At 36.1% G+C, this 19570-nt stretch carries 15 protein-coding genes and 1 pseudogene; 8 read left to right on the top strand and 8 right to left on the bottom strand.

From position 1 onward, the window contains the following. Positions 1-65: 65 nt before the first annotated feature. Both NPX36_RS01475 and NPX36_RS01470 read right to left on the bottom strand, forming a co-directional pair. A pseudogene (locus NPX36_RS01475) lies at positions 66-1641 on the bottom strand (IS1182 family transposase); the annotation flags it as partial. Positions 1642-1738: 97 nt separating this feature from the next. Next, positions 1739-2797 carry an acyl-CoA reductase gene (locus tag NPX36_RS01470; RefSeq protein ID WP_257499669.1) on the bottom strand — a complete coding sequence of 353 codons (1059 nt, stop codon included), beginning with the start codon at positions 2795-2797 and terminating at the stop codon, positions 1739-1741. A 71-nt stretch (positions 2798-2868) separates the two neighbouring features. On the opposite strand from NPX36_RS01470, the gene NPX36_RS01465 reads away from it, so the two are divergent. Together NPX36_RS01465 and NPX36_RS01460 are read left to right on the top strand one after the other, a co-directional pair. Beyond that, entirely contained in the window at positions 2869-3219 is a 351-nt protein-coding gene (locus tag NPX36_RS01465; RefSeq protein WP_257499668.1) for a 4Fe-4S dicluster domain-containing protein, read from the top strand. Positions 3220-3275: 56 nt separating this feature from the next. Continuing rightward, positions 3276-4031 carry an META domain-containing protein gene (locus NPX36_RS01460; protein WP_257499667.1) on the top strand — a complete coding sequence of 252 codons (756 nt, stop codon included), beginning with the start codon at positions 3276-3278 and terminating at the stop codon, positions 4029-4031. A gap of 264 nt (positions 4032-4295) precedes the next feature. On the opposite strand, the gene NPX36_RS01455 is transcribed toward NPX36_RS01460, so the two are convergent. Beyond that, positions 4296-5396 carry an MBL fold metallo-hydrolase gene (locus tag NPX36_RS01455; protein ID WP_257499666.1) on the bottom strand — a complete coding sequence of 367 codons (1101 nt, stop codon included), beginning with the start codon at positions 5394-5396 and terminating at the stop codon, positions 4296-4298. A gap of 111 nt (positions 5397-5507) precedes the next feature. Between NPX36_RS01455 and NPX36_RS01450 the strand changes: the two genes are divergently transcribed. Next, complete coding sequence (locus NPX36_RS01450; protein WP_257499665.1) at positions 5508-6023, top strand: hypothetical protein; 516 nt, start codon at positions 5508-5510, stop codon at positions 6021-6023. 42 nt (positions 6024-6065) lie between these two features. On the opposite strand, the gene lgt is transcribed toward NPX36_RS01450, so the two are convergent. From lgt to folE, 4 genes are read right to left on the bottom strand one after another with little or no spacing between them, the layout of a single operon-like run. Next, a complete protein-coding gene (lgt, locus tag NPX36_RS01445) occupies positions 6066-6983 on the bottom strand; it encodes a prolipoprotein diacylglyceryl transferase (protein ID WP_257499664.1) in 918 nt (305 codons plus the stop codon). A gap of 22 nt (positions 6984-7005) precedes the next feature. Next, positions 7006-7236, bottom strand: a complete 231-nt coding sequence (gene yidD / locus NPX36_RS01440) for a membrane protein insertion efficiency factor YidD (protein WP_257499663.1) — start codon at positions 7234-7236, stop codon at positions 7006-7008. A gap of 54 nt (positions 7237-7290) precedes the next feature. Then, positions 7291-8757, bottom strand: coding sequence for a cysteine--tRNA ligase (cysS, locus tag NPX36_RS01435; RefSeq protein WP_257499662.1), 1467 nt, complete (start codon positions 8755-8757; stop codon positions 7291-7293). A gap of 39 nt (positions 8758-8796) precedes the next feature. After that, on the bottom strand, positions 8797-9468 hold the full coding sequence (folE, locus tag NPX36_RS01430) for a GTP cyclohydrolase I FolE (RefSeq protein WP_257499661.1): 672 nt from the start codon (positions 9466-9468) through the stop codon (positions 8797-8799). 254 nt (positions 9469-9722) lie between these two features. Between folE and NPX36_RS01425 the strand changes: the two genes are divergently transcribed. Beyond that, positions 9723-15101 (top strand): T9SS type B sorting domain-containing protein, encoded by a 5379-nt coding sequence (locus NPX36_RS01425; protein WP_257499660.1) that lies wholly within the window; start codon positions 9723-9725, stop codon positions 15099-15101. Between the two features lie 88 nt (positions 15102-15189). Here NPX36_RS01425 and NPX36_RS01420 read toward each other — a convergent pair whose 3' ends face one another. Further along, positions 15190-15816, bottom strand: a complete 627-nt coding sequence (locus tag NPX36_RS01420) for a class I SAM-dependent methyltransferase (RefSeq protein WP_257499659.1) — start codon at positions 15814-15816, stop codon at positions 15190-15192. Between the two features lie 281 nt (positions 15817-16097). Here NPX36_RS01420 and ruvB point away from each other — a divergent pair, with 281 nt between their 5' ends. From ruvB to NPX36_RS01400, 4 genes are all read left to right on the top strand, one after another. Beyond that, on the top strand, positions 16098-17132 hold the full coding sequence (gene ruvB, locus NPX36_RS01415; protein WP_257499658.1) for a Holliday junction branch migration DNA helicase RuvB: 1035 nt from the start codon (positions 16098-16100) through the stop codon (positions 17130-17132). Between the two features lie 269 nt (positions 17133-17401). Then, positions 17402-18325: a tRNA epoxyqueuosine(34) reductase QueG gene (gene queG, locus NPX36_RS01410; RefSeq protein ID WP_257499657.1), complete on the top strand. Its 924-nt coding sequence runs from the start codon at positions 17402-17404 to the stop codon at positions 18323-18325. Positions 18326-18429: 104 nt separating this feature from the next. Next, positions 18430-18756: a hypothetical protein gene (locus NPX36_RS01405; protein WP_257499656.1), complete on the top strand. Its 327-nt coding sequence runs from the start codon at positions 18430-18432 to the stop codon at positions 18754-18756. Between the two features lie 60 nt (positions 18757-18816). Then, positions 18817-19512 carry a GLPGLI family protein gene (locus NPX36_RS01400; RefSeq protein WP_257499655.1) on the top strand — a complete coding sequence of 232 codons (696 nt, stop codon included), beginning with the start codon at positions 18817-18819 and terminating at the stop codon, positions 19510-19512. Positions 19513-19570 lie beyond the last annotated feature (58 nt).

The following is a 19570-nucleotide window of genomic DNA, read 5'->3' as shown; positions in this document are numbered from 1 at the left end:
TGGTGATTATTTTTAGTTGAAGAAAATTCTTGATGCTTAAAAATGAAAATTTCAATTTCAAAAATCATTTTTGAACCTCTTTTTGCGGTTTTTACAACAATTTTCTTAGAAGTCGCTCCTTTGGCCACCATTTTTCTAAAATTATGCCCAAGAGCCATCAGTAGAAATTCTAATTCTACTTTTTCTAATCCTTTGAATGTAAATCTGTTAAATTTATTATTACTTTTAAGTTGACCAAAGACAGCTTCTACTTCTATCGGGCGTTTGCTTCGGTGTTCCAGCCCTTTCTCGCTCGTCAATAAATTTCTCGCTTTTTCTTTAAGCTCATTCAAACGGTGATTGACTTCTATTTTTCGTTTGCCTTTCGCATTGAAACATTCCCCTCGAAGCGGACAATTGTTGCAGTTTTTAGCTTGATAATAAGACACTTGCGATTCGTGTCCGTTGCTCGATATTCGTTTGCCTTTGCCTATATTTTCCATTCGTTGACCCATCGGACAAACGTAAAAATCTTGTTCTTGGTTATAGAATAAATTCTGAACCAAAAACGGATTGTTTTCCATCTTCTTTTTCTGTTCTGCATGAAAATAATTATACTTCATATACGCTGTAACGCTCTTATTTTCAAGCATTTCGTAATTCTCCTCACTTCCGTATCCTGCATCGGCAACCACTTCTTTGCTTTGTTTTTTGTAAGCATTTTCAAAACCTTCCAAATGAGATTCTAAAGTGGTGGTGTCACCAGGTTTTTGATGGATAGAGATGTGTGTAATAAACTGGTTTTCAGTTGAAATCTGCGTATTATAAGCCGGTTTAAGCTGTCCGTTTTTAATGTGATCTTCCTTCATCCGCATAAAAGTAGCGTCGGGGTCGGTTTTGCTGTAAGAATTCCTATCGCCTAAAGTTTCTAGGTCTTTTTCGTATTTTTCTAATTTTAGAAGATGCTCATCCTGAAGTTTTTGTAGCTCTTTTGCCTGTTTTTTGGTAGGTTCTTTTAGTTTTTTGTTCAATTCAGATAACTTCTCTTTTAGTTCTTCGGAATTGATTTTTTTGGGCAGTTCTTCCTTGTTAAGTTCTTGATTATCTGATTGAATACTGTTTTCAATATCTGAAAGAATCGTATTGATTTTAACTTCTAATTTTTCTTTGTACTTTTCCACAGAACCCCGCCAAACGAAGGTGTATTTATTGGATTTTTGCCTCTATTTTTGTGCCGTCAATATACTGAACATCAAGGCTGATGTAGCCCAATTCTACCAGCATTTTCACCACTTCGGCAAACAAATCTTTGATTTTCTCCTTCAAAATTTTCCCTCTAAATTCGTTGATGGTTCTAAAATTTGGCGTAGAATTTCCCGAAATGTACATAAAATGAATGTTTTCGGTAAGGGCTTTGGCGATTTTTCTACACGAATAAACGTTGGACAAATAGCTGTAAAACAACACTTTAATCATCATTATCGGATGATATGCAGAGCAACCTCCGCCTAAGTAAAGATTTGTAATATCGCTGATATCCAATTGATTAACCACCGAATCCACCAACCGAACGGGGTGGTCTTCTGGAATCAAATCAAAAATATTGATAGGGAAAAGTTCTGGAGAGTTGCCTGTTTGATTTTTAAATGTTACCTTAGCCATAGTTGGGTTTTTTGTTCAACTCTAAAATACGAATTTTTTAGAGAAAACACAACAAAAAAAGGGCTGCCCAAACTTTTTGGACAGCCTCTTGAATCATTTATAAAGATAATAAAAATTTCATTGTATCCACATTATCTGCATAATCCCAAAGTTGTGGGGTTTGTGTGGTTCCAAAAGGCAAACTATTTTCTATTATTTGGTTGGAAACAACACATTGAATTTTTTCCTTATCGGTATTTAATCGCTTTTTAACTTCGTTTATATCATCATAAAACTCATAAAAAACAGATGAAATAGGAGAGGTATATCCTGTGTCTTCTTTAATTGTCATAAAACCGTTGTCTAGCAAATTAAAATTGCTCATTAAAAAAACAGCTTTGTTGTAATCGTAATTATTGGCGTATTTATCGTCGTCTATAAGGTCTTTAAAAGCAAACATTGCTTCAAAAAACAAATCAAAATTGTAATTTTTTGGCACGAAAAGTTTCGATACATTTCTGCAACCCAAACCGTAATACCTAAAAATATCTTCACCCAAAGCCACCAAATCTTCTTTTGATTCATTGCCATTTAAAACAGCAACCGAATTTCGGTTTTTACGGATAATATGAGGGTGCTTTCCAAAATAATATTCAAAATATCGTGCGGTGTTGTTGCTTCCTGTGGCAATTACTGCATCAAAATTTTGTAGTTTATCTTTTGTAATTTCATATCGATTTTTAAGCTCGGGTTCAACTGTTTCAAGGTATTTCAACAAAACAGGAATCAGTAATTCATCGTTTGAAGATAATTTGATTAATGCCTTATTGCCCGATATCAACACTGATAAAATGTCATGGAAACCCACCATTGGAATGTTTCCAGCCAACACCAACCCTATTGTTTTTAAAGGTTCTTCCTGAAAATCATATGCAGCGAGCCATTTGGTTAGATGATCATTTGTTAACGCATCGCTCCACGATTTGAATGCAAATTCTAGTTGTTCGCGTTTAAACCAACTGTTGCTGTGGTGTAATTGGTTAATTAGACCAATAAACGGCTCAAAAAACAATTCGTTGCACAACACCTCGGGGTTTTGTTGGTAGGGTGTCGTAGTAAATTGTTTTAAAAAGTGCCCCAATTGTATAAAAGCCTTTTTTTTATCTTCTAAAATCATATAGATTTGTTTGTAAATTGTTTATGCAGTACTTTTGTGCAAAGTTACATTAATTAAATAAAATCCTTGCTATGGCAATTATAATAACCGATGAATGTATAAATTGTGGTGCCTGCGAGCCGGAGTGCCCAAATACAGCAATATATGAAGGTGCCGACGATTGGCGTTGGAAAGATGGTACAAAATTAAACGGAAAAGTGATTTTACCAGACGGTTCGGAAGTAGATGCAGACGATGCACAAACACCGATTTCGGACGATATTTATTACATTGTTCCTGGAAAATGTACCGAGTGTAAAGGTTTTCACGAAGAGCCACAATGTGCAGCTGTTTGCCCAGTTGATTGTTGTGTGCCCGATGATAATCATGTGGAAAGTGAAGAAGTGCTATTAGAACGACAAGCTTTTTTACATAACGAATAGTTAAAAGCTTCGCATTTTGCGGAGCTTTTTTTATTTTTATCGAAATTAAAATAAATATGAAAAAAGTTTTTGTGTTTTTAGCGGTAGCAAGCCTTATTGTATCTTGTGCGGTTAAAAAAGAGATTAAAGAAGATCAATCGGTTTTAAATGGAAATTGGGAACTTGCTAGCGCAAGTTTTAGTAAAGATTTAGCGAAAGATTTTAAAGAAGGTTTGCCCACTTTGACTTTTGAAAGTGCTGAAAATTTATCGGTTTACGGATACGATGGTTGCAACAGAATCAACGGAAAAGCGACTTTGAAGAAAAATCAAGAAATTAGTTTTCCTGCTGATTTTATTTCGACCATGATGGCGTGTGAAAAAGTGAAAAGTGATGACTACAGAAAAGCTTTGTCGCAAGCTACTTCGTATGAATTAAAGCAGAATGTGTTGATTTTAAAATCAGACGGTGGTGAAATGAAGTTTCATAAGGTAACGTTGAATGGAAATTGGTACTTAGATAAAATTTATGTCGGAAAAATTAAAGCAGCCGATTTGTATCCCTACAAAAAGCCTTTTATCAAGATTGATATCAACCAGCCAGTTTTTTCTGGAAATACAGCTTGCAATGCAATCAATGGACAGTTGTTAATGTATCAAAACACTATGAAATTTAACCATATTACTTCAACCAGAATGTTTTGCGAAGGTGTAAACGAAAAAGTTTTTACCGATGCTTTAGAAAAAGTCACCCATTACAAACTAGAAGGAACGCGCTTGATTTTATTAGAAAAAGAAAAGAAAATAATGGAATTGGTGCAGCAGTATGAATAATTAAAGTCGCTTTTTTGAAGCGACTTTTTTACTATATTAATCCGTAATATATTATCAAATTAAAATATAATACACTGGTATTCAAAAAAATGTTTTTTTTACAGATGCACAGATGTAATTTTACAAATTAATGATACTATGTATTAATTTTTACAGATCTTGGATGCAATACGTTCAATAAAGAGGAATCATTTTTATGATTTGCTTAAAGTGATATAAAAATCTGTGTATGTGTGCGAATTCTATAATGCACTATGGGTTATATTAATTAATCTGTTCCCACCATTTTTCAAAAACTTGATCGGGGTTATTTAAATAGATTACTTCGCCAATTTTGGGCGTTATTAATTTTGATGTGTTTTGTTTTGCACTTGCAATACTTACGCGTTCCAAAGGTTCTTTCCACGGATGATTTGCCAATTTGAATTTAGAGCTATGCACTGGGAAAAATCTTTTTGCCTGTAAATCATTGCTTGCTTGCACCACTTCTTCAGGCATCATGTGGATATATTTCCATTTTCTGTCGTACTGTCCGTTCTCTAAAATGGCTAAGTCAAACGGACCGTATTTTGTACCAATTTCTTTAAAGTGCGTATCATATCCGCTATCACCACCTAAATAGATGTTTAAATTTTTTGTTTGCAGCACATACGAAGCCCATAAAGTGGTGTTTCGTTTAAAACTTCTGCCCGAAAAATGACGTGCTGGAGTAGCTGTGATTTTAATAGCATCGGTTACAGAGGCATCTTCATACCAATCTAATTCGGTGATGTTTTCTTTTGGAAATCCCCAATATTCTAAATGTGCACCCACACCCAACGGACAAATAATTTTGCTTACTTTGTCTTTAATATTTTTAAACGATGAATAATCTAAGTGGTCGTAATGATCATGCGTTAAAATCAAAACATCAATTTTAGGCAAAGATTCGCAAGTAAACAAGTCGGCACCTGCAAAAGCAGTATTTGTTCCATATAAAGGCGATGCGTTTTTGCTTAAAACCGGATCAATCAAAAGCGATTGCCCATCAATTTTCATGTAGTAAGATGAATGCCCAAACCAAACCATAAAATCATCATTTATTGTGTTTTCTAATAAATTGGTATGTACACAAGGAATACTGTCTGTGGGTTTGGTGTGTTCAATTTTTGAAAAAAGTAATTCTTTTATCATACCAAAATAAGTAGCATCTTCTGATAATGCGGGGGTGTTGGATAGGTTTTGAAACTGACCGTTTGTATAATTTTTTGATTGTTGGATGCGTTTCAAGCGCTCGCCCGATGGCTCTTTTCCAAAAAGCGGATGTTGCAGAAAAATAAGTGTTGCGGCAATTAAAATTCCGATAACAAGAAGGGTAGTAGTCATTAATTTTTTTCGTTTTATTTTCATGCAACGAATGTCGAAATTTTTTAGGGAAGAAATGTTAAATATCTCTGAATTTTTATTCTATCGTTGTATCTTTAAATAAAAGTGGTTATGAAAAAGATACTTACTATTAGTTATTGTTTGTTGCTGTGTGGTTGCATGGGTAAATCAGCTAAAAAGGAAACTGCAAATAGTTTAAGGAAAGATACAGATTCTGTACAAAAGATTATTTCTGCCGAAGAAGCTGTGCAGTTGGCAATGAAAAAGTTTGATGCTTATTTGCCGACTATATTGTCTGAGAATCCTGATACGGGAATAGATTTACAGATTCCGAATGTTGGAGATTTTACTGGAGATGGAGTAGAGGATGTTGCTATATATTTTAACCTAGTTCCTAAAGATGGTGGTAATGCCATTATTAGTCAAGGCTTAAGTTTGTACCAAAATACAGGGGAAAATTTGAAAATTATCGCTGGTTATGAACCTGATTATTTATTTGCATTTGATACAATTCGCGACGGTAAAATACATGTTGTAAAGTTGGAATATGCAGAAACAGACGGTCATTGTTGTCCTTCAATAAAGACCCCGCATATATTAACTATAAAAGCAAATGTAGCATATTAAAAAAAGTCAAGCTTAAAGCTTGACTTTTTGTATCTGAAAAATTTAAATTTTAACAGGTCGGTTTTTGGCAGTTGCCCAAATGTAAATTCCGGCAATGATGAAAGGAATACTTAACCACTGACCGGTTGATAATAATCCTAACGAAGATTCAAATCCGCCTTGGCTTTCCTTCACGTATTCCACCACAAATCGAATCAACCATAAGAATACTAAAAACACTCCGAAGATTTTTCCTAAATAGTTGCGTGCATCGGTTTTCCAATACATAAACATTAAAACGATAAACAAAATCACATATCCAAACGCTTCGTATAATTGAGTGGGATGACGAAACGGAATCGCTTCTAAAATGGTTGAAAATCTTGGATCGGTTTCTATTAGTTTATAAGCTTCGTTTTTATTGGCAGCCTGCGTAATTCCCATTAAATTGTTTGCTCGCCAAAACTCTTCTTCACGAATAAATTTTATTCCAAAAGGAAACGATTTTTCGGTGATATGACCATAAATTTCTGAGTTGAAAAAGTTTCCCAATCGAACAAAAACCCCACCAATCGTGATTGATAAAACCACGCGGTCTAAAATCCACAACAACGGTTTTTTAATGATTCGGCTGTAAAAAAACATTGCCAAAATAATACCAATTGCTGCTCCATGGCTCGCTAATCCTGCAAATCCAGTAAACTCAAATGGGTCAAATCTAAACGGCAACAATATTTCTGATAAATGATGCTGGTAATAATCCCAATCGTAAAAGAATACATGCCCCAAACGCGCACCTAATAAAGTGGCAATAAAAGTGTAGAAAAAAAGTTTGTCTAACTCGTCTTGTGAACGGTTTTCGCGGTGATATACTTTGCTCATAATGTAATAGCCTAGACCAAAAGCCACTACAAACATTAAACTATAAAAGCGCAGGGTGAAACCTGCAATGGTAATTCCTTCAGACGGATTCCAAATCATAATAACTATTTTTTAATTGTTTTTATGGAACAGGGTCGTAGCCCGATTTTCCCCAAGGATGGCATTTTGCAATACGTTTGATACCTAACCAACTCCCTTTGAACAAGCCATGTTTTCTTAATGCTTCTAAGGTGTAATGCGAACATGTAGGCGTGAACCTGCACGAGGGCGGCGTTAAGGGCGAAATCACCAATTGGTAAAAACGTATCAGCACAACAAAAGGAAAAATGAGTATTTTTTTGAGTTGTTCCATAAATATCAAAGATAAAAAAAGCTACCGTTTAAGTACCTCTTTTTTTTGTAAAATTTATAATGTAAAAGTTGTGCCTTCTTTTCCGTCTTTTAGCTCGATACCGATTGCTGCCAATTGATCGCGAATTAAGTCAGACTGCGCAAAATCTTTGTTGGCACGTGCCAAGTTGCGCATGTTGATTAAAAGGTTTACAACTTCTTCTAATTTTTGGTTGTTGTTTGCTGTTTCTGCATGATACAATCCCAACACATCAAACACCAATGCATTTAATGTTTCTTTCAAAAGATCTAAATCGGCTGCCGAAATGGTTGCTTTGTTTTCTTTAACCGAATTAATGAATTTCACTGCTTCAAAAATGGTTGCAATCAAAACCGGGCTATTGAAATCATCTAATAATGCATCCAAACATTTCTGTTTCCATTCTGATACATTAAAGGAAGATGCTGCTGAGGTTTTTAAATCGGCAAGTGATTTTATAGCGTCCATTAATCGATCAAAACCTTTTTCAGATGCAAACATGGCTTCGTTTGAAATGTCTAAAACACTGCGGTAATGTGCCTGCAAAAAGCAGAAACGCAATACAGCCGGCGTAAAAGGTTTTTCAAAGAAATCGTTTTCGCCAGAGATTAACTGCATCGGTAAAATGTAGTTTCCGGTAGATTTACTCATGCGTTGTCCGTTCATAGTCAGCATATTAGCGTGCATCCAATAACGAACTGGCGAGTTGCCGTTGCACGCTTTTCCTTGTGCAATTTCACATTCGTGGTGCGGGAATTTTAAATCCATTCCGCCGCCGTGAATATCAAATTCATCGCCCAAATACTTCGTGCTCATTGCAGTACATTCCAAATGCCAACCCGGAAAACCATCGCCCCACGGAGACGACCAACGCATGATGTGTTGTGGAGAAGCTTTTTTCCAAAGGGCAAAATCTTGTGGATTTTTCTTTTCGTTTTGTCCGTCCAAATCACGAGTATTTTCAAACAATTCTTCGATGTTTCTGCGCGAAAGTTCGCCGTAATTTAAACCGCGTTTATTGTATTCCAACACATCAAAATAAACCGAACCGTTACTTTCGTAAGCAAAACCTTTATCGATTAGCTTTTGAGTAAGTTCCAATTGTTCAATAATATGACCGGTTGCAGTAGGTTCAATAGTAGGAGGAAGCAGGTTGAACAACTTTAATACGTTATGAAAATCAACCGTATATTTTTGAACAATTTCCATTGGTTCCAGCTTCTCTAAACGTGATTGTTTTACAAAGCGGTCGTTGTTCACATCGCCGTCATCGGTTAAATGGCCGGCATCGGTAATGTTTCGTACATAGCGCACCTTAAACCCTAAATATTGAAGGCTTCGGAAGATAAAATCAAACGAAAGAAAAGTGCGCACATTTCCCAAATGCACATTGCTGTAAACAGTAGGTCCACAAACATACATACCTACTTTATCTTCGTGCAAAGGTTTAAAAAGCTCTTTTTCTCCGGTAATTGAATTGTATATTTTTAGGTTTTCTTTCATAATTGTTGCGCTATTGCGAATTAGCAAATTCGCGTTAAACTAAAACTGCGTATCTAATTTAATATAGTCTAAAAACTCTCTGCGGGTTGTTTCGTTTTTAAAAGCACCGCTGAACTCTGCAGTAACAGTTGAACTTTCAATATCGCGAATACCACGGGAATTTACACACAAATGTTTGGCATCTACCACACAAGCCACATCGTCGGTTCCTAACACACGTTTTAATTCTTCAACAATCTGAATGGTTAAGCGTTCTTGCACCTGTGGGCGTTTTGCGTAGTAATCTACAATGCGGTTCATTTTAGACAAACCAACCACTTTTCCGTTTGATATGTATGCCACATGCGCACGCCCAACGATTGGCAGTAAATGATGCTCGCAGGTTGAATAAACCACAATGTTTTTTTCAACCAACATTTCATTATACTTATATTTATTGTCAAAAGTAGATGAAGAAGGTTTTTTTTCAGGATTCAATCCTCCAAAAATTTCCTTCACAAACATTTTAGCCACACGGTTAGGAGTACCTTTCAAACTATCGTCGGTCAAATCCATACCCAAAGTATTTAAAATATTTTCTACATCTTTCTTGATTCGTTCAATTTTTTCATCGTCCGAAATAGAAAAAGCGTCGGCTCTCAAAGGTGTATAGTCGCTAGTTCCAATGTGGTTTTCGCCTATATCATCGTGTAATGCGTCTGATTTACACATAATTTTAATAGTATTTATTAGATAAAATATTAAGAATGCAAATATAGTGAAATGTGCTAAATAAAGTATTGTAGTCAAGAAATATAATATGTGCGATGTGATTTTTCGGCAGCTTAAAACTGTTAAATTTTACCTTGTTTAAAACTTTTTCAAAAAAAACCTTAATAGTTTCTTAATTTTATGTAAATTTCGCTTTTAAAAACAAAGTGTGTTTTTTTGTTTTATTTAACTCATAAATTTTATATTAACTAACTATGAGAAACAAATATTTATTAATACTGTTTTTAGTAACCAGCTTTTTAGGATTTAGCCAGCAGTACAATTATGTGGCTGTGGACGCTACTTATACGCCCGACGAGCTTGTGAAGGATGTTTTAGTGCGATCTCAATGTGATTTGGTGTCTAATGTAAGGTATCAAAATGGAGATGGATCGCCACAAGCTCAACAGTATTACAATTTGGCGTATTTTAACCAAAACGGTTCAACTTTTCCTTTTGAGGATGGTGTCGTTTTGTGTACTGATTCACCTGCTGAAATTCCTGGGCCATCACTCAGGCAAACAAGTGGTGTGAATGGTGAACGTTGGGCTGGAGATCAAACTTTAAATGATGCTATTAATAATGCAGGGGGAGGGTCGCAGCCTACCTATCGATCCACTCAACTTGAATTTGATTTTATACCAGTCCAAAGTTCAGTTACTTTTGAATACTTATTTGCATCAAATAGTTATCATTCTCAATGTGGAGAGTGGTGTGAAAATGGAGCTATGTTTGCAGCATGGTTAATTGATACGACCACAGGAGTAGGACAAAACTTAGCGCTAGTTCCAAATACCACAGACCCAATTTCAATTAATACAGTACGTGATGTAACAAAGTCAGGAGGAACTTGCGCCAATGTTAACCCTTTGTATATGGGAAATGTTTATGCAGCCCCAAGCACTACACCAGCTTTGTCTGCACCTATAAATTATATAGGTCATACAGTTCCAATGACATCTTTAACGGCAAATGTTATTGTTGGTAGAAAGTACACAATTAAATTAGCGGTAATAGATTTCTGTCCAAACAACAGACATAGTAGTGCTGCATTTTTCAAAGCAGGAAGTTTTGATATTGGTGATTTAGATTTAGGTAACCCTGTTTTAATTGAAAATGGCGAAGGTTTATGTGTGGGCGATAGCTATACGTTACAGTCTGGTTTAGACCCTAACTTATTTACTTTTGAGTGGTTTAAAGATGGTGTGCAAATTCCAGGTCAAACCGGTCCTAATTTAGTAGTTACAGAAACGGGAGAATACAGTGTTAAAGGTTTTATACCTAACGTAACAGGCTGTGTGTTAGAAGCACCACCCGTTCGAATAGAATTTTTTGATTATGTAACGATTTCCGCGCCCCAGAATATATCATTGTGTCCGAGTTCAGGTTCTTCGACCCGATTTAATTTAGACGATGCTTTGACGGGAGTAACGAGCAATCCAGATATATTATTCAGTTATTATTTAACGCAACAAGATGCGGAGAATGATACCAATGCAATTTCTAATTTTTATAATTTACCAAATAGTACTGTCGGTTCATTAACGATATGGGTTCGTGCCTACGAGTTAAACAATCCATGTCCTTATGTAACCTCATTTACAATCAGTTTACTAAATTGTAGTTTAACGTTAAATCCTTTACCGGACTTATCGATATGTGAAGGTGAAAGTGTACAGACATTTGATTTAACCGTTCAAACCCCAGTTGTTTACAACAATGCAGCAGGATATATAGTAACTTACCATTTAAGCAAACCCGATGCAGATACAGGCATCAATGCGATACCATCGGGAAGTTTAGCAACCTATAACGGAACAAATGGTGAACGTATATGGGTTCGCGTAACCGATAGTAACAACTCATTGTCATTTGGAGTAACTTCTTTCTATTTATATAGAAACTTATTACCGTTAATCCAAACCACAGTTTTACCAATCACAGCATGTGAAAACGGAAATACAGGTTTAGCAAATTTCGATTTAAATTTAGCTTATAGCACCGTACCTGTTAGTCCACTAGGTGTGTCTTTAGAGTTTTACAGCACGCAGCAAGATGCATTATTAGGCAACACCGCTTTAATGTTACCTGTAAATTACACCGGAGCAGCGGGAACCATTTATGTGCGTGTACGCAATTTAGATGGCGACTGTTTCACGGTAGTTCCTTTGCAGTTACAAATCATCAACACTCCAGTAGCTAACAGCATTGCACCATTAACATATTGTGATTTAAACAATGATGGATTTGGAGAGTTTAACTTAGATGTAACCCGTGTATTAATCGCAGGAAACCCAATGCCGGCTAATTCGGTAGTTACTTTCCACGAAACCCAAGGAGATGCAGATGCCAATGCCAATGCCATCTTCAATACCGGCGCTTACATCAATAAAGTAAAAGACCAACAAACGATTTATGTGCGCGTAGGGTTTACCAACTCTAGCTGTTATAACACGGTTCCTTTGGTGTTAATCGTAAACAAAACCCCTGCCATTACCCCAATTCGAGGTCTTCAGGTTTGTGACATTAATAATGATGGTGTAGAAACAGTAAACTTACGCAGCAAAGAATCAGAAATGTTAACCGGTTTAAACGCTGCTAACTATACAGTAAGCTACCATATAAGTTCAGCCGCAGCAATGGCAAATACGGGAGCAATAGGCAACCCAACCAATTTTTCAACCAATGTATCAACAGTAGTTTATGTACGTGTAACCGATAACACCACAGGCTGTTTCGTAGTAAGCCGCATCAATATTGAATTGGTAGCCATGCCGGTTGTAGCCAATCCGTTACCAACGGTTACAAAATGTGATACCAATGGCGATGGTTTTGAAGTGTTTGATTTAGCAAGCTTAAAAGCAGGAATCATCGGTACGCAACAAGGTTTAGATGTAAGTTTCCATTACAACAACATTGATGCCCAAACGGGATTAAACCCATTGGCAAACCAATACCAAAATGTATCTGCCAACGTACAAACCATCTATGTACGCGTATTTAACGCAAGTACCGGATGTTTTGTAGTAAGCACTATGAATTTAGAAGTAAAAGCCAACCCTGTTATTGCCGTACCAAGTACACCTTACATAATATGTAGCGATTCAGGTTTTGGTACCATTAACATTTACTTATACGGAAAAGCATTGATAGATGCTACGGGTCAAAACTACGGATTCCAGTTTTTCGAAACCGAGTCTGATGCCATGAACAATATAAATAATATATCGAACCCGGTAGCCTATAACAATTTAACGCCAGGAAACTCAACGATTTGGATCCGCGTAAACGATCCGGTATCCGGTTGTTTCTCTGTATATCCAATTGCCTTCCAATTGGTAGTTCCACCAAAATTACCTGCGAGTTTACCAAAATTGGTGGAATGTGACGTGTTAGGAAGCACTCAAGATCAATTAAGCATATTTGATTTAACCGAGCAAAATGCGGCATTATTAGCGGCACAAACAGCTCAAGGAACCTACCAAATCCGTTACTTTACTACCCAAGCATTGGCTAATAGTAATACGAATTGGATTGTAAACCCTACACAGTTCCAAAATACAGTAAACCCACAAACAATATGGGTTCGTATAGAAGATACATCAAAACCGGGTGGTTGTGCACGTGTGATGAGTTTCCAAATAGAGGTAGTTGCACCATTTGTGTTACAGCAGCCATTGCCAATCGTATTATGTGATACCGATCAAATAAACGATGGATTGCGCGAGTTTGATTTAACCATCCGCGAATATGAATTGTTTGGCGGTCAGCCACCATTTGGAACAGTAATCAATTATTACCTAACCCAGCAAGCGGCAGAGAACGATTTCAACAAAATCGCAAATCCAAGCAAGTTCTATAATACGGTAAACCCACAAACCATTTATATCGGCGTGGAGAACCAATACGGTTGTAGAAGTGTAACTACCTTAACATTACGCGTGTTACCAGTACCTGAACCGAACTATACACCAACACCATTGGAATTATGTGAAGATACGTTTAATTCAGGTATGGCAACCTTTGATTTAAGAGATGCAGAAGCAAGTATCAGTAATTTTAATAATAATTATATTTATACCTATTATGCTTCAGAGATAGGAGCTCATACACAAGATCCTTTAAGCTTAATAGGTACACCAAGTAATTTCTTTACTGGTACATCACAAGTTTATGTACGTGTAGAAAATAGTTTCACAGATACAAACCAACGTTGTTATGTGGTTGTTGTTTTAGATTTGGTGGTACACCCATGGCCAACAGTAGGACCAATGACAACTTTGGCAGCATGTATGGATAACCCAACGCGTAGCACAAAGTTCAACCTACGCGATAAAGATGCGCAAGCCTTGGGTACGCAAGATCCAGCAACGCATATCGTAAGATATTTTGCTACCGAGGAAAATGCAGAAGACAATGTAAACCCATTGCCATATACCTATGAAAACACTACCTTAGATCGTCAGCAAATCTGGGTTCGTGTAGAAAACAGTGAAACAGGATGTTTTAATATATCTACCTTCTTTATCCAAATTGAGCAAGCAGTATATGCCTTTGCAGCGAGTGATACAGAATTCTGTGAAACCGATTTTGAAAACGATGGAGTATCGATAGTAGATTTAAGCGGATTAGACGCAGAGATTATTGGCAACCAACCAGCAGCAGCAGATGTATTTGTACAGTATGAGCGTTGGGATGGCACCATTGTAAACAAAAACAGCGTACAAGTTTTCGATGGGGAAGTAATAAGAGCAGTAGTAAAATACACCAATACGAATTTAGTATGTAGTGCAAGTGTAACTTTTACGGTTCGATTAAAAGACGCACCAGAAGTTTTACCATTAGAAAACGGAGTAGTGTGTTACGAATACCGCGACCAATTTGCTCTGATTAGTGGACATTACTTGGAAACTGGAATCCAAGAAGATACGGGTTATACCCTTGTTTGGACACGTGATGGGCAACCTTTAACGCCAACTGTAGCAGACGTGTTAAACGACGGCGGCCGATTATATGTTAAACGCGGTGGTACTTACCGAGTAGTGGTAACCGGTCCAAACGGATGTAGCACTACACGCACGGCAGTAGTAAATGAAGCGCCAAGCGTAACAATCGACGAAGTGAAGCTAACAGATAGCTTTGGTGATACCAACGCAATCGAAGTAATGGCTTATGCAGGTCCGGGCGTACAATTAGAGTATAAATTAGACAACGGTCCATGGCAAGATTCGAATATCTTTTTAGATGTCACGCCGGGTGAGCACACAGTTTATGTACGTATTCAAGGACAACCATGTGAGGCAAGTAAAGTAATCAACGTGATGGATTATCCAAAATACTTTACACCAAACAACGACGGTTACAACGATACTTGGAACATTTGGTCGTTAAAGAATCAGCCAAATGCCAAAATATACATTTTTGACCGTTTTGGAAAACTGATTAAACAATTAAGTGGAGCAAGCGAAGGCTGGGACGGAACCTTTAACGGAAAACCAATGCCATCAACCGACTACTGGTTTAAAGCAGAGTATGTAGATCCAAAAACAGGATTAACAAAAGAAGTTACAGGTCACTTCTCGTTGAAACGATAACCACTTGTAAATAACAACAAAAAAGAGGAAGCGAAAGCTTCCTCTTTTTTTATAAACGAATAATTTAAGTGTCACTAACCAACAATCCCTAAAATATCCGCTTCCTTAAAACAATCAATTTTTCTGTTAAGGTTACAATATCAAACCCGAAATGTTCCGCAATGTATTCAAAGGTTTTAAAAGTGTATATAAAAACATGCGTTTGGTCTTTACGGTAATACCAATTTTTAAAATCGGTTTGGTGGTTGTATAGGTGCGTCTTCACAATCAACAATCCCTTTGGTTTTAATATGCTGTGTAATTTTTTTAGTTCTTCAAACGGCTGATAAAAATGTTCAAAAACCTCGCAACTAAAAATGTAATCATAATGCTTGTTTAAGTACGAAGTGTCTGGATAAAAATACGGATCAAACAAATCAACCTTAAATCCTTTCTCCAGAAGCTGTTTACTAATTACCGGACCTTTTCCACAACCATAATCCAAGCCAAGCATTTCGGTTGTACAGTTTTCAATAATGGTGTTAGTAACCGGAGCTGTGAAATTTTGATAACCTGTATCGTTCACATCATTATTGTGTTGTTCGTAATGATTTTTCTCTTCAGCTTCATTAAAATACAAATCGTCACACTTTAAATAAGCATTGCAATTTGTGCAGATATAATAGTCGGTATCGGCTTTCTCCATTAAAAAAGTGTCGCATAGTGTACAGTTCATTTTTGTGATTTTATTTGTAATAATCGTTAAATATACAACGACTTAATTTGTAATGCTTTTTTTTATATTCGTAAAACTGAAAAAGTAATAGAACCAGATAAACACCTAGATTTTTTTAAAATGTATTTAAATAGATTTTATGTCGATAAAACATCGATCAACTATGATGTGTAGTACCAAAGATAATCAATATATGAGACTTCTAAAATATGGCTAACTATCAACCTATGTGGTTTGAAAAGTTTAAATAAGATATATGTAAAAATACTATCTTTGCATTTATGAACGAGCATTTAAACCCAAGCAATGAAAATTATTCCAACGAAGAAATCGATGTAGAAAAAAAACTACGTCCGCTCTCGTTTGACGATTTTGCAGGGCAAGATCAGGTATTAGAAAATTTAAAAGTGTTTGTAAAAGCAGCCAATTTGCGTGGCGAAGCTTTAGACCACACCTTGTTCCATGGACCTCCGGGTTTGGGAAAAACAACCTTGTCTAATATTTTGGCAAACGAATTAAATGTCGGTATAAAAATCACTTCTGGGCCTGTGTTGGATAAGCCAGGAGATTTAGCCGGGTTGTTAACCAATCTGGAAGAGCGCGATATTTTGTTTATCGATGAAATTCACCGTTTAAGTCCGGTGGTGGAAGAATATCTGTACTCGGCAATGGAAGATTTTAAGATTGATATCATGATTGAATCGGGTCCCAATGCACGTTCGGTTCAAATCAACCTGAATCCGTTTACATTGGTTGGGGCAACTACACGTTCTGGGTTGCTAACAGCGCCAATGCGTGCACGTTTCGGTATTCAAAGTCGTTTGCAATATTACAACATCGAATTGCTTTCCACTATCGTAGAACGAAGCGCCACTATTTTAAAAGTTCCTATTGATATAGAAGCGGCTATTGAAATTGCGGGTAGAAGCCGAGGAACACCTCGTATTGCCAATGCGTTGCTACGAAGAGTTCGTGATTTTGCTCAGATTAAAGGCAACGGACGTATCGATATCGAAATTTCGCGTTTTGCCTTAAAAGCGTTGAATGTGGATCAATACGGATTAGACGAAATGGACAACAAAATTTTATCTACCATTATTGATAAATTCAAAGGCGGTCCCGTGGGATTATCCACATTGGCAACAGCCGTTTCAGAAAATGCCGAAACAATTGAAGAAGTCTATGAACCTTTTCTTATTCAGGAAGGATTTATTTACCGCACGCCGCGTGGACGTGAAGTAACCGAAAAGGCCTACAAGCATTTGGGAAAACAAAATCTGGGCAAGCAAGGCGGTTTGTTTAATGACCATGAATAAATCTTTTAGTTATTTTTCTGTTTTTTAAACCACAATAAAAAATAGAGTTATTTAAACTTTTTATGGTTAAACAAATTATATCAAATAAAATATTTAACCACATAGATTCATAGGAAATATAGATTTTGAGGTTACATAAACACGCATGGTTTTATAAGCAGTACTTAAAACAATGCATACCTAAAGTTTTTGGAACGGTTATCACAGAATCTATGCGGTAAAAAAACTAATAATTATGTATCCGTGCATCTGTGGAAAATGAGGTAGCTATGACTAACAAAGAAAAATATACACAATTTATAAAACAGAAAGCCCGCGATTTGGGCTTTTCTTATTGTGGAATTTCACAAGCCACTTTTTTAGAAGAAGAAGCCCCGCGTTTAGAAAGTTGGTTAAAAAACAATATGCACGGCGAAATGAACTATATGGAAAATCATTTCGATAAACGATTAGATCCGCGATTGTTGGTTCCTGGTGCAAAATCGGTGGTTTCGTTGTTGCTGAATTATTTTCCTGCCGAACAACAAAATCCCAATTCCTACAAAATCTCCAAATATGCCTATGGCGAAGATTATCATTTTGTAATCAAAGACAAATTGAAAGATTTGCTGAATTTTATTAATGATGAAATAGGCGCCGTTGATGGACGTGTTTTTGTAGATTCCGCTCCGGTGCTCGACAAAGCTTGGGCAGCAAAAAGCGGTTTGGGCTGGGTTGGTAAAAACAACAATTTAATAAGAAAAACCGAAGGCTCGTTCTTTTTTGTAGCCGAATTAATCATTGATTTAGATTTGATGTACGATACCGCCACCACCAACCATTGCGGTTCGTGTACCGCTTGCATCGATGCCTGCCCTACACAAGCCATAGAATCGCCTTATGTGGTAAACGGCAGCAAATGTATTTCGTATTTAACCATTGAACTAAAAGATGCCATTCCCCATGAATTTTCCGGCAAGTTAGATGATTGGATGTATGGTTGTGATGTCTGCCAAGATGTTTGTCCGTGGAACCGTTTTGCAAAACCACACACCGAACCCCTTTTTAAACCAAAACCCACCTTGATTGATTACGACAAACAGCAATGGAATGATTTAACCAACGAACTGTTCAACGAAATTTTTAAAAAATCGGCAGTAAAGCGTACCAAATTTTCGGGGTTGATGCGAAATATTGGGTTTTTGAATCATTGAATATTTATTAAAAAAATAACATAAAAATGCTATTTTAACATAAAAATTTGCATGGTATTATTATTATTATTATCGCACCATGTTTAACATAAAATATAAAAAACATGAAAAAATTAATTTTAAGTGCATTGGCAATAGTTGCTTTTGCAGGTAGTACTTTTGCTGCTAACACAGTCGAAAAAAGTGAAATAACTACAAATGGAGACTTAATCATTAGTGTTGAAAAAGTAGAGAAAAATGAAGCTGCTGCAAAAGTAGAGTCAGACACACCTTGTGCAGATATGTGGTCAGTTGATTATGATTACTACAGAGCTATTGGTTATACACATAATCAAGCCACAAGAAGAGCGAATCAAAATTTCGATAAATGTTTAGATTCAACATATGGGGATAGTGTGGCTCAAAATGCTGTAGGTATTTTTAGATTTTAAAATCAAACAAAACAAAAGGCTGTCCTACTTTTTGGACAGCCTCTCTTTTAATTAAAAACTATGAAAACAAAATTTCTTTATTTATTATTTTTTACAAGTGTTTGTTTTGCCCAAAAGACCACTGGTGTTGTAACTTATGAAATTACTATTGGCGATGACCCAAGGGCCTTATTGCGTGAGATTGATAAACAAACTTTACGTAATGCGCAAAAGCTAGCAAGCGAAATAGAGTTTAACCTTTATTTTACGTCCACGGAAAGTTATTTTGAAATAAGTTCATTACCTATTGATTATAACTATTTTTCCGATTTATTTATTGAAAGTTCAACGCAGCCAGAATATAGTGTTTATTGTAATTTAACCAATAAAGAATACACCTATAGCTTTTATTATGAATTTAAATCGGAACATTACTTATTAAAAGATAAGGCCAACTATAATTGGAACATAACTGCTGAAAGTAAAAGTATTGATAATTTTACAGTATATAAAGCCGTAGGTACTACGCCCGATGAGCAAAAAATAGAAGCGTGGTTTGCACCTGAAATTCCCGTTGCAGCGGGTCCTGAAATTTATATGAATTTACCAGGACTTATTTTGGAATTGCAAATTGGCTATACAATGTATGCTGCCAAAAAAATAGAATTTACGAATAATTACACACAAAAGATAGCGCCTATAACAAAAGGCAAGCAAATTAATGAAGCGGACTTTCTTAGAATAACTAATGAAGAAGTTGAGTATTATAGAAAATAAATTAATACTCATTTTGTTTCCAACTTTAGGTAACAATTAAAACTAAAAAATCTGTAAT

Origin of the sequence: Paenimyroides aestuarii, from assembly GCF_024628805.1 — a bacterium.
Lineage (GTDB): Bacteria > Bacteroidota > Bacteroidia > Flavobacteriales > Flavobacteriaceae > Flavobacterium > Flavobacterium aestuarii_A.
The sequence above is the reverse complement of the archived record's forward strand: the minus strand, read 5'-3'. Positions and strand labels throughout refer to the sequence as shown.

Bases quoted from the DNA above. Each gene is read 5' to 3' on its own strand.
- NPX36_RS01420 (WP_257499659.1), bottom strand. From the start codon at position 15,816: ATGAACTGTACACTATGCGACACTTTTTTAATGGAGAAAGCCGATACC.
- yidD (WP_257499663.1), bottom strand. From the start codon at position 7,236: ATGGAACAACTCAAAAAAATACTCATTTTTCCTTTTGTTGTGCTGATA.
- lgt (WP_257499664.1), bottom strand. From the start codon at position 6,983: ATGATTTGGAATCCGTCTGAAGGAATTACCATTGCAGGTTTCACCCTG.
- queG (WP_257499657.1), top strand. From the start codon at position 17,402: ATGACTAACAAAGAAAAATATACACAATTTATAAAACAGAAAGCCCGC.
- NPX36_RS01460 (WP_257499667.1), top strand. From the start codon at position 3,276: ATGAAAAAAGTTTTTGTGTTTTTAGCGGTAGCAAGCCTTATTGTATCT.
- ruvB (WP_257499658.1), top strand. From the start codon at position 16,098: ATGAACGAGCATTTAAACCCAAGCAATGAAAATTATTCCAACGAAGAA.
- NPX36_RS01465 (WP_257499668.1), top strand. From the start codon at position 2,869: ATGGCAATTATAATAACCGATGAATGTATAAATTGTGGTGCCTGCGAG.
- NPX36_RS01450 (WP_257499665.1), top strand. From the start codon at position 5,508: ATGAAAAAGATACTTACTATTAGTTATTGTTTGTTGCTGTGTGGTTGC.
- folE (WP_257499661.1), bottom strand. From the start codon at position 9,468: ATGTGTAAATCAGACGCATTACACGATGATATAGGCGAAAACCACATT.
- NPX36_RS01400 (WP_257499655.1), top strand. From the start codon at position 18,817: ATGAAAACAAAATTTCTTTATTTATTATTTTTTACAAGTGTTTGTTTT.
- NPX36_RS01425 (WP_257499660.1), top strand. From the start codon at position 9,723: ATGAGAAACAAATATTTATTAATACTGTTTTTAGTAACCAGCTTTTTA.
- cysS (WP_257499662.1), bottom strand. From the start codon at position 8,757: ATGAAAGAAAACCTAAAAATATACAATTCAATTACCGGAGAAAAAGAG.
- NPX36_RS01405 (WP_257499656.1), top strand. From the start codon at position 18,430: ATGAAAAAATTAATTTTAAGTGCATTGGCAATAGTTGCTTTTGCAGGT.
- NPX36_RS01470 (WP_257499669.1), bottom strand. From the start codon at position 2,797: ATGATTTTAGAAGATAAAAAAAAGGCTTTTATACAATTGGGGCACTTT.
- NPX36_RS01455 (WP_257499666.1), bottom strand. From the start codon at position 5,396: ATGACTACTACCCTTCTTGTTATCGGAATTTTAATTGCCGCAACACTT.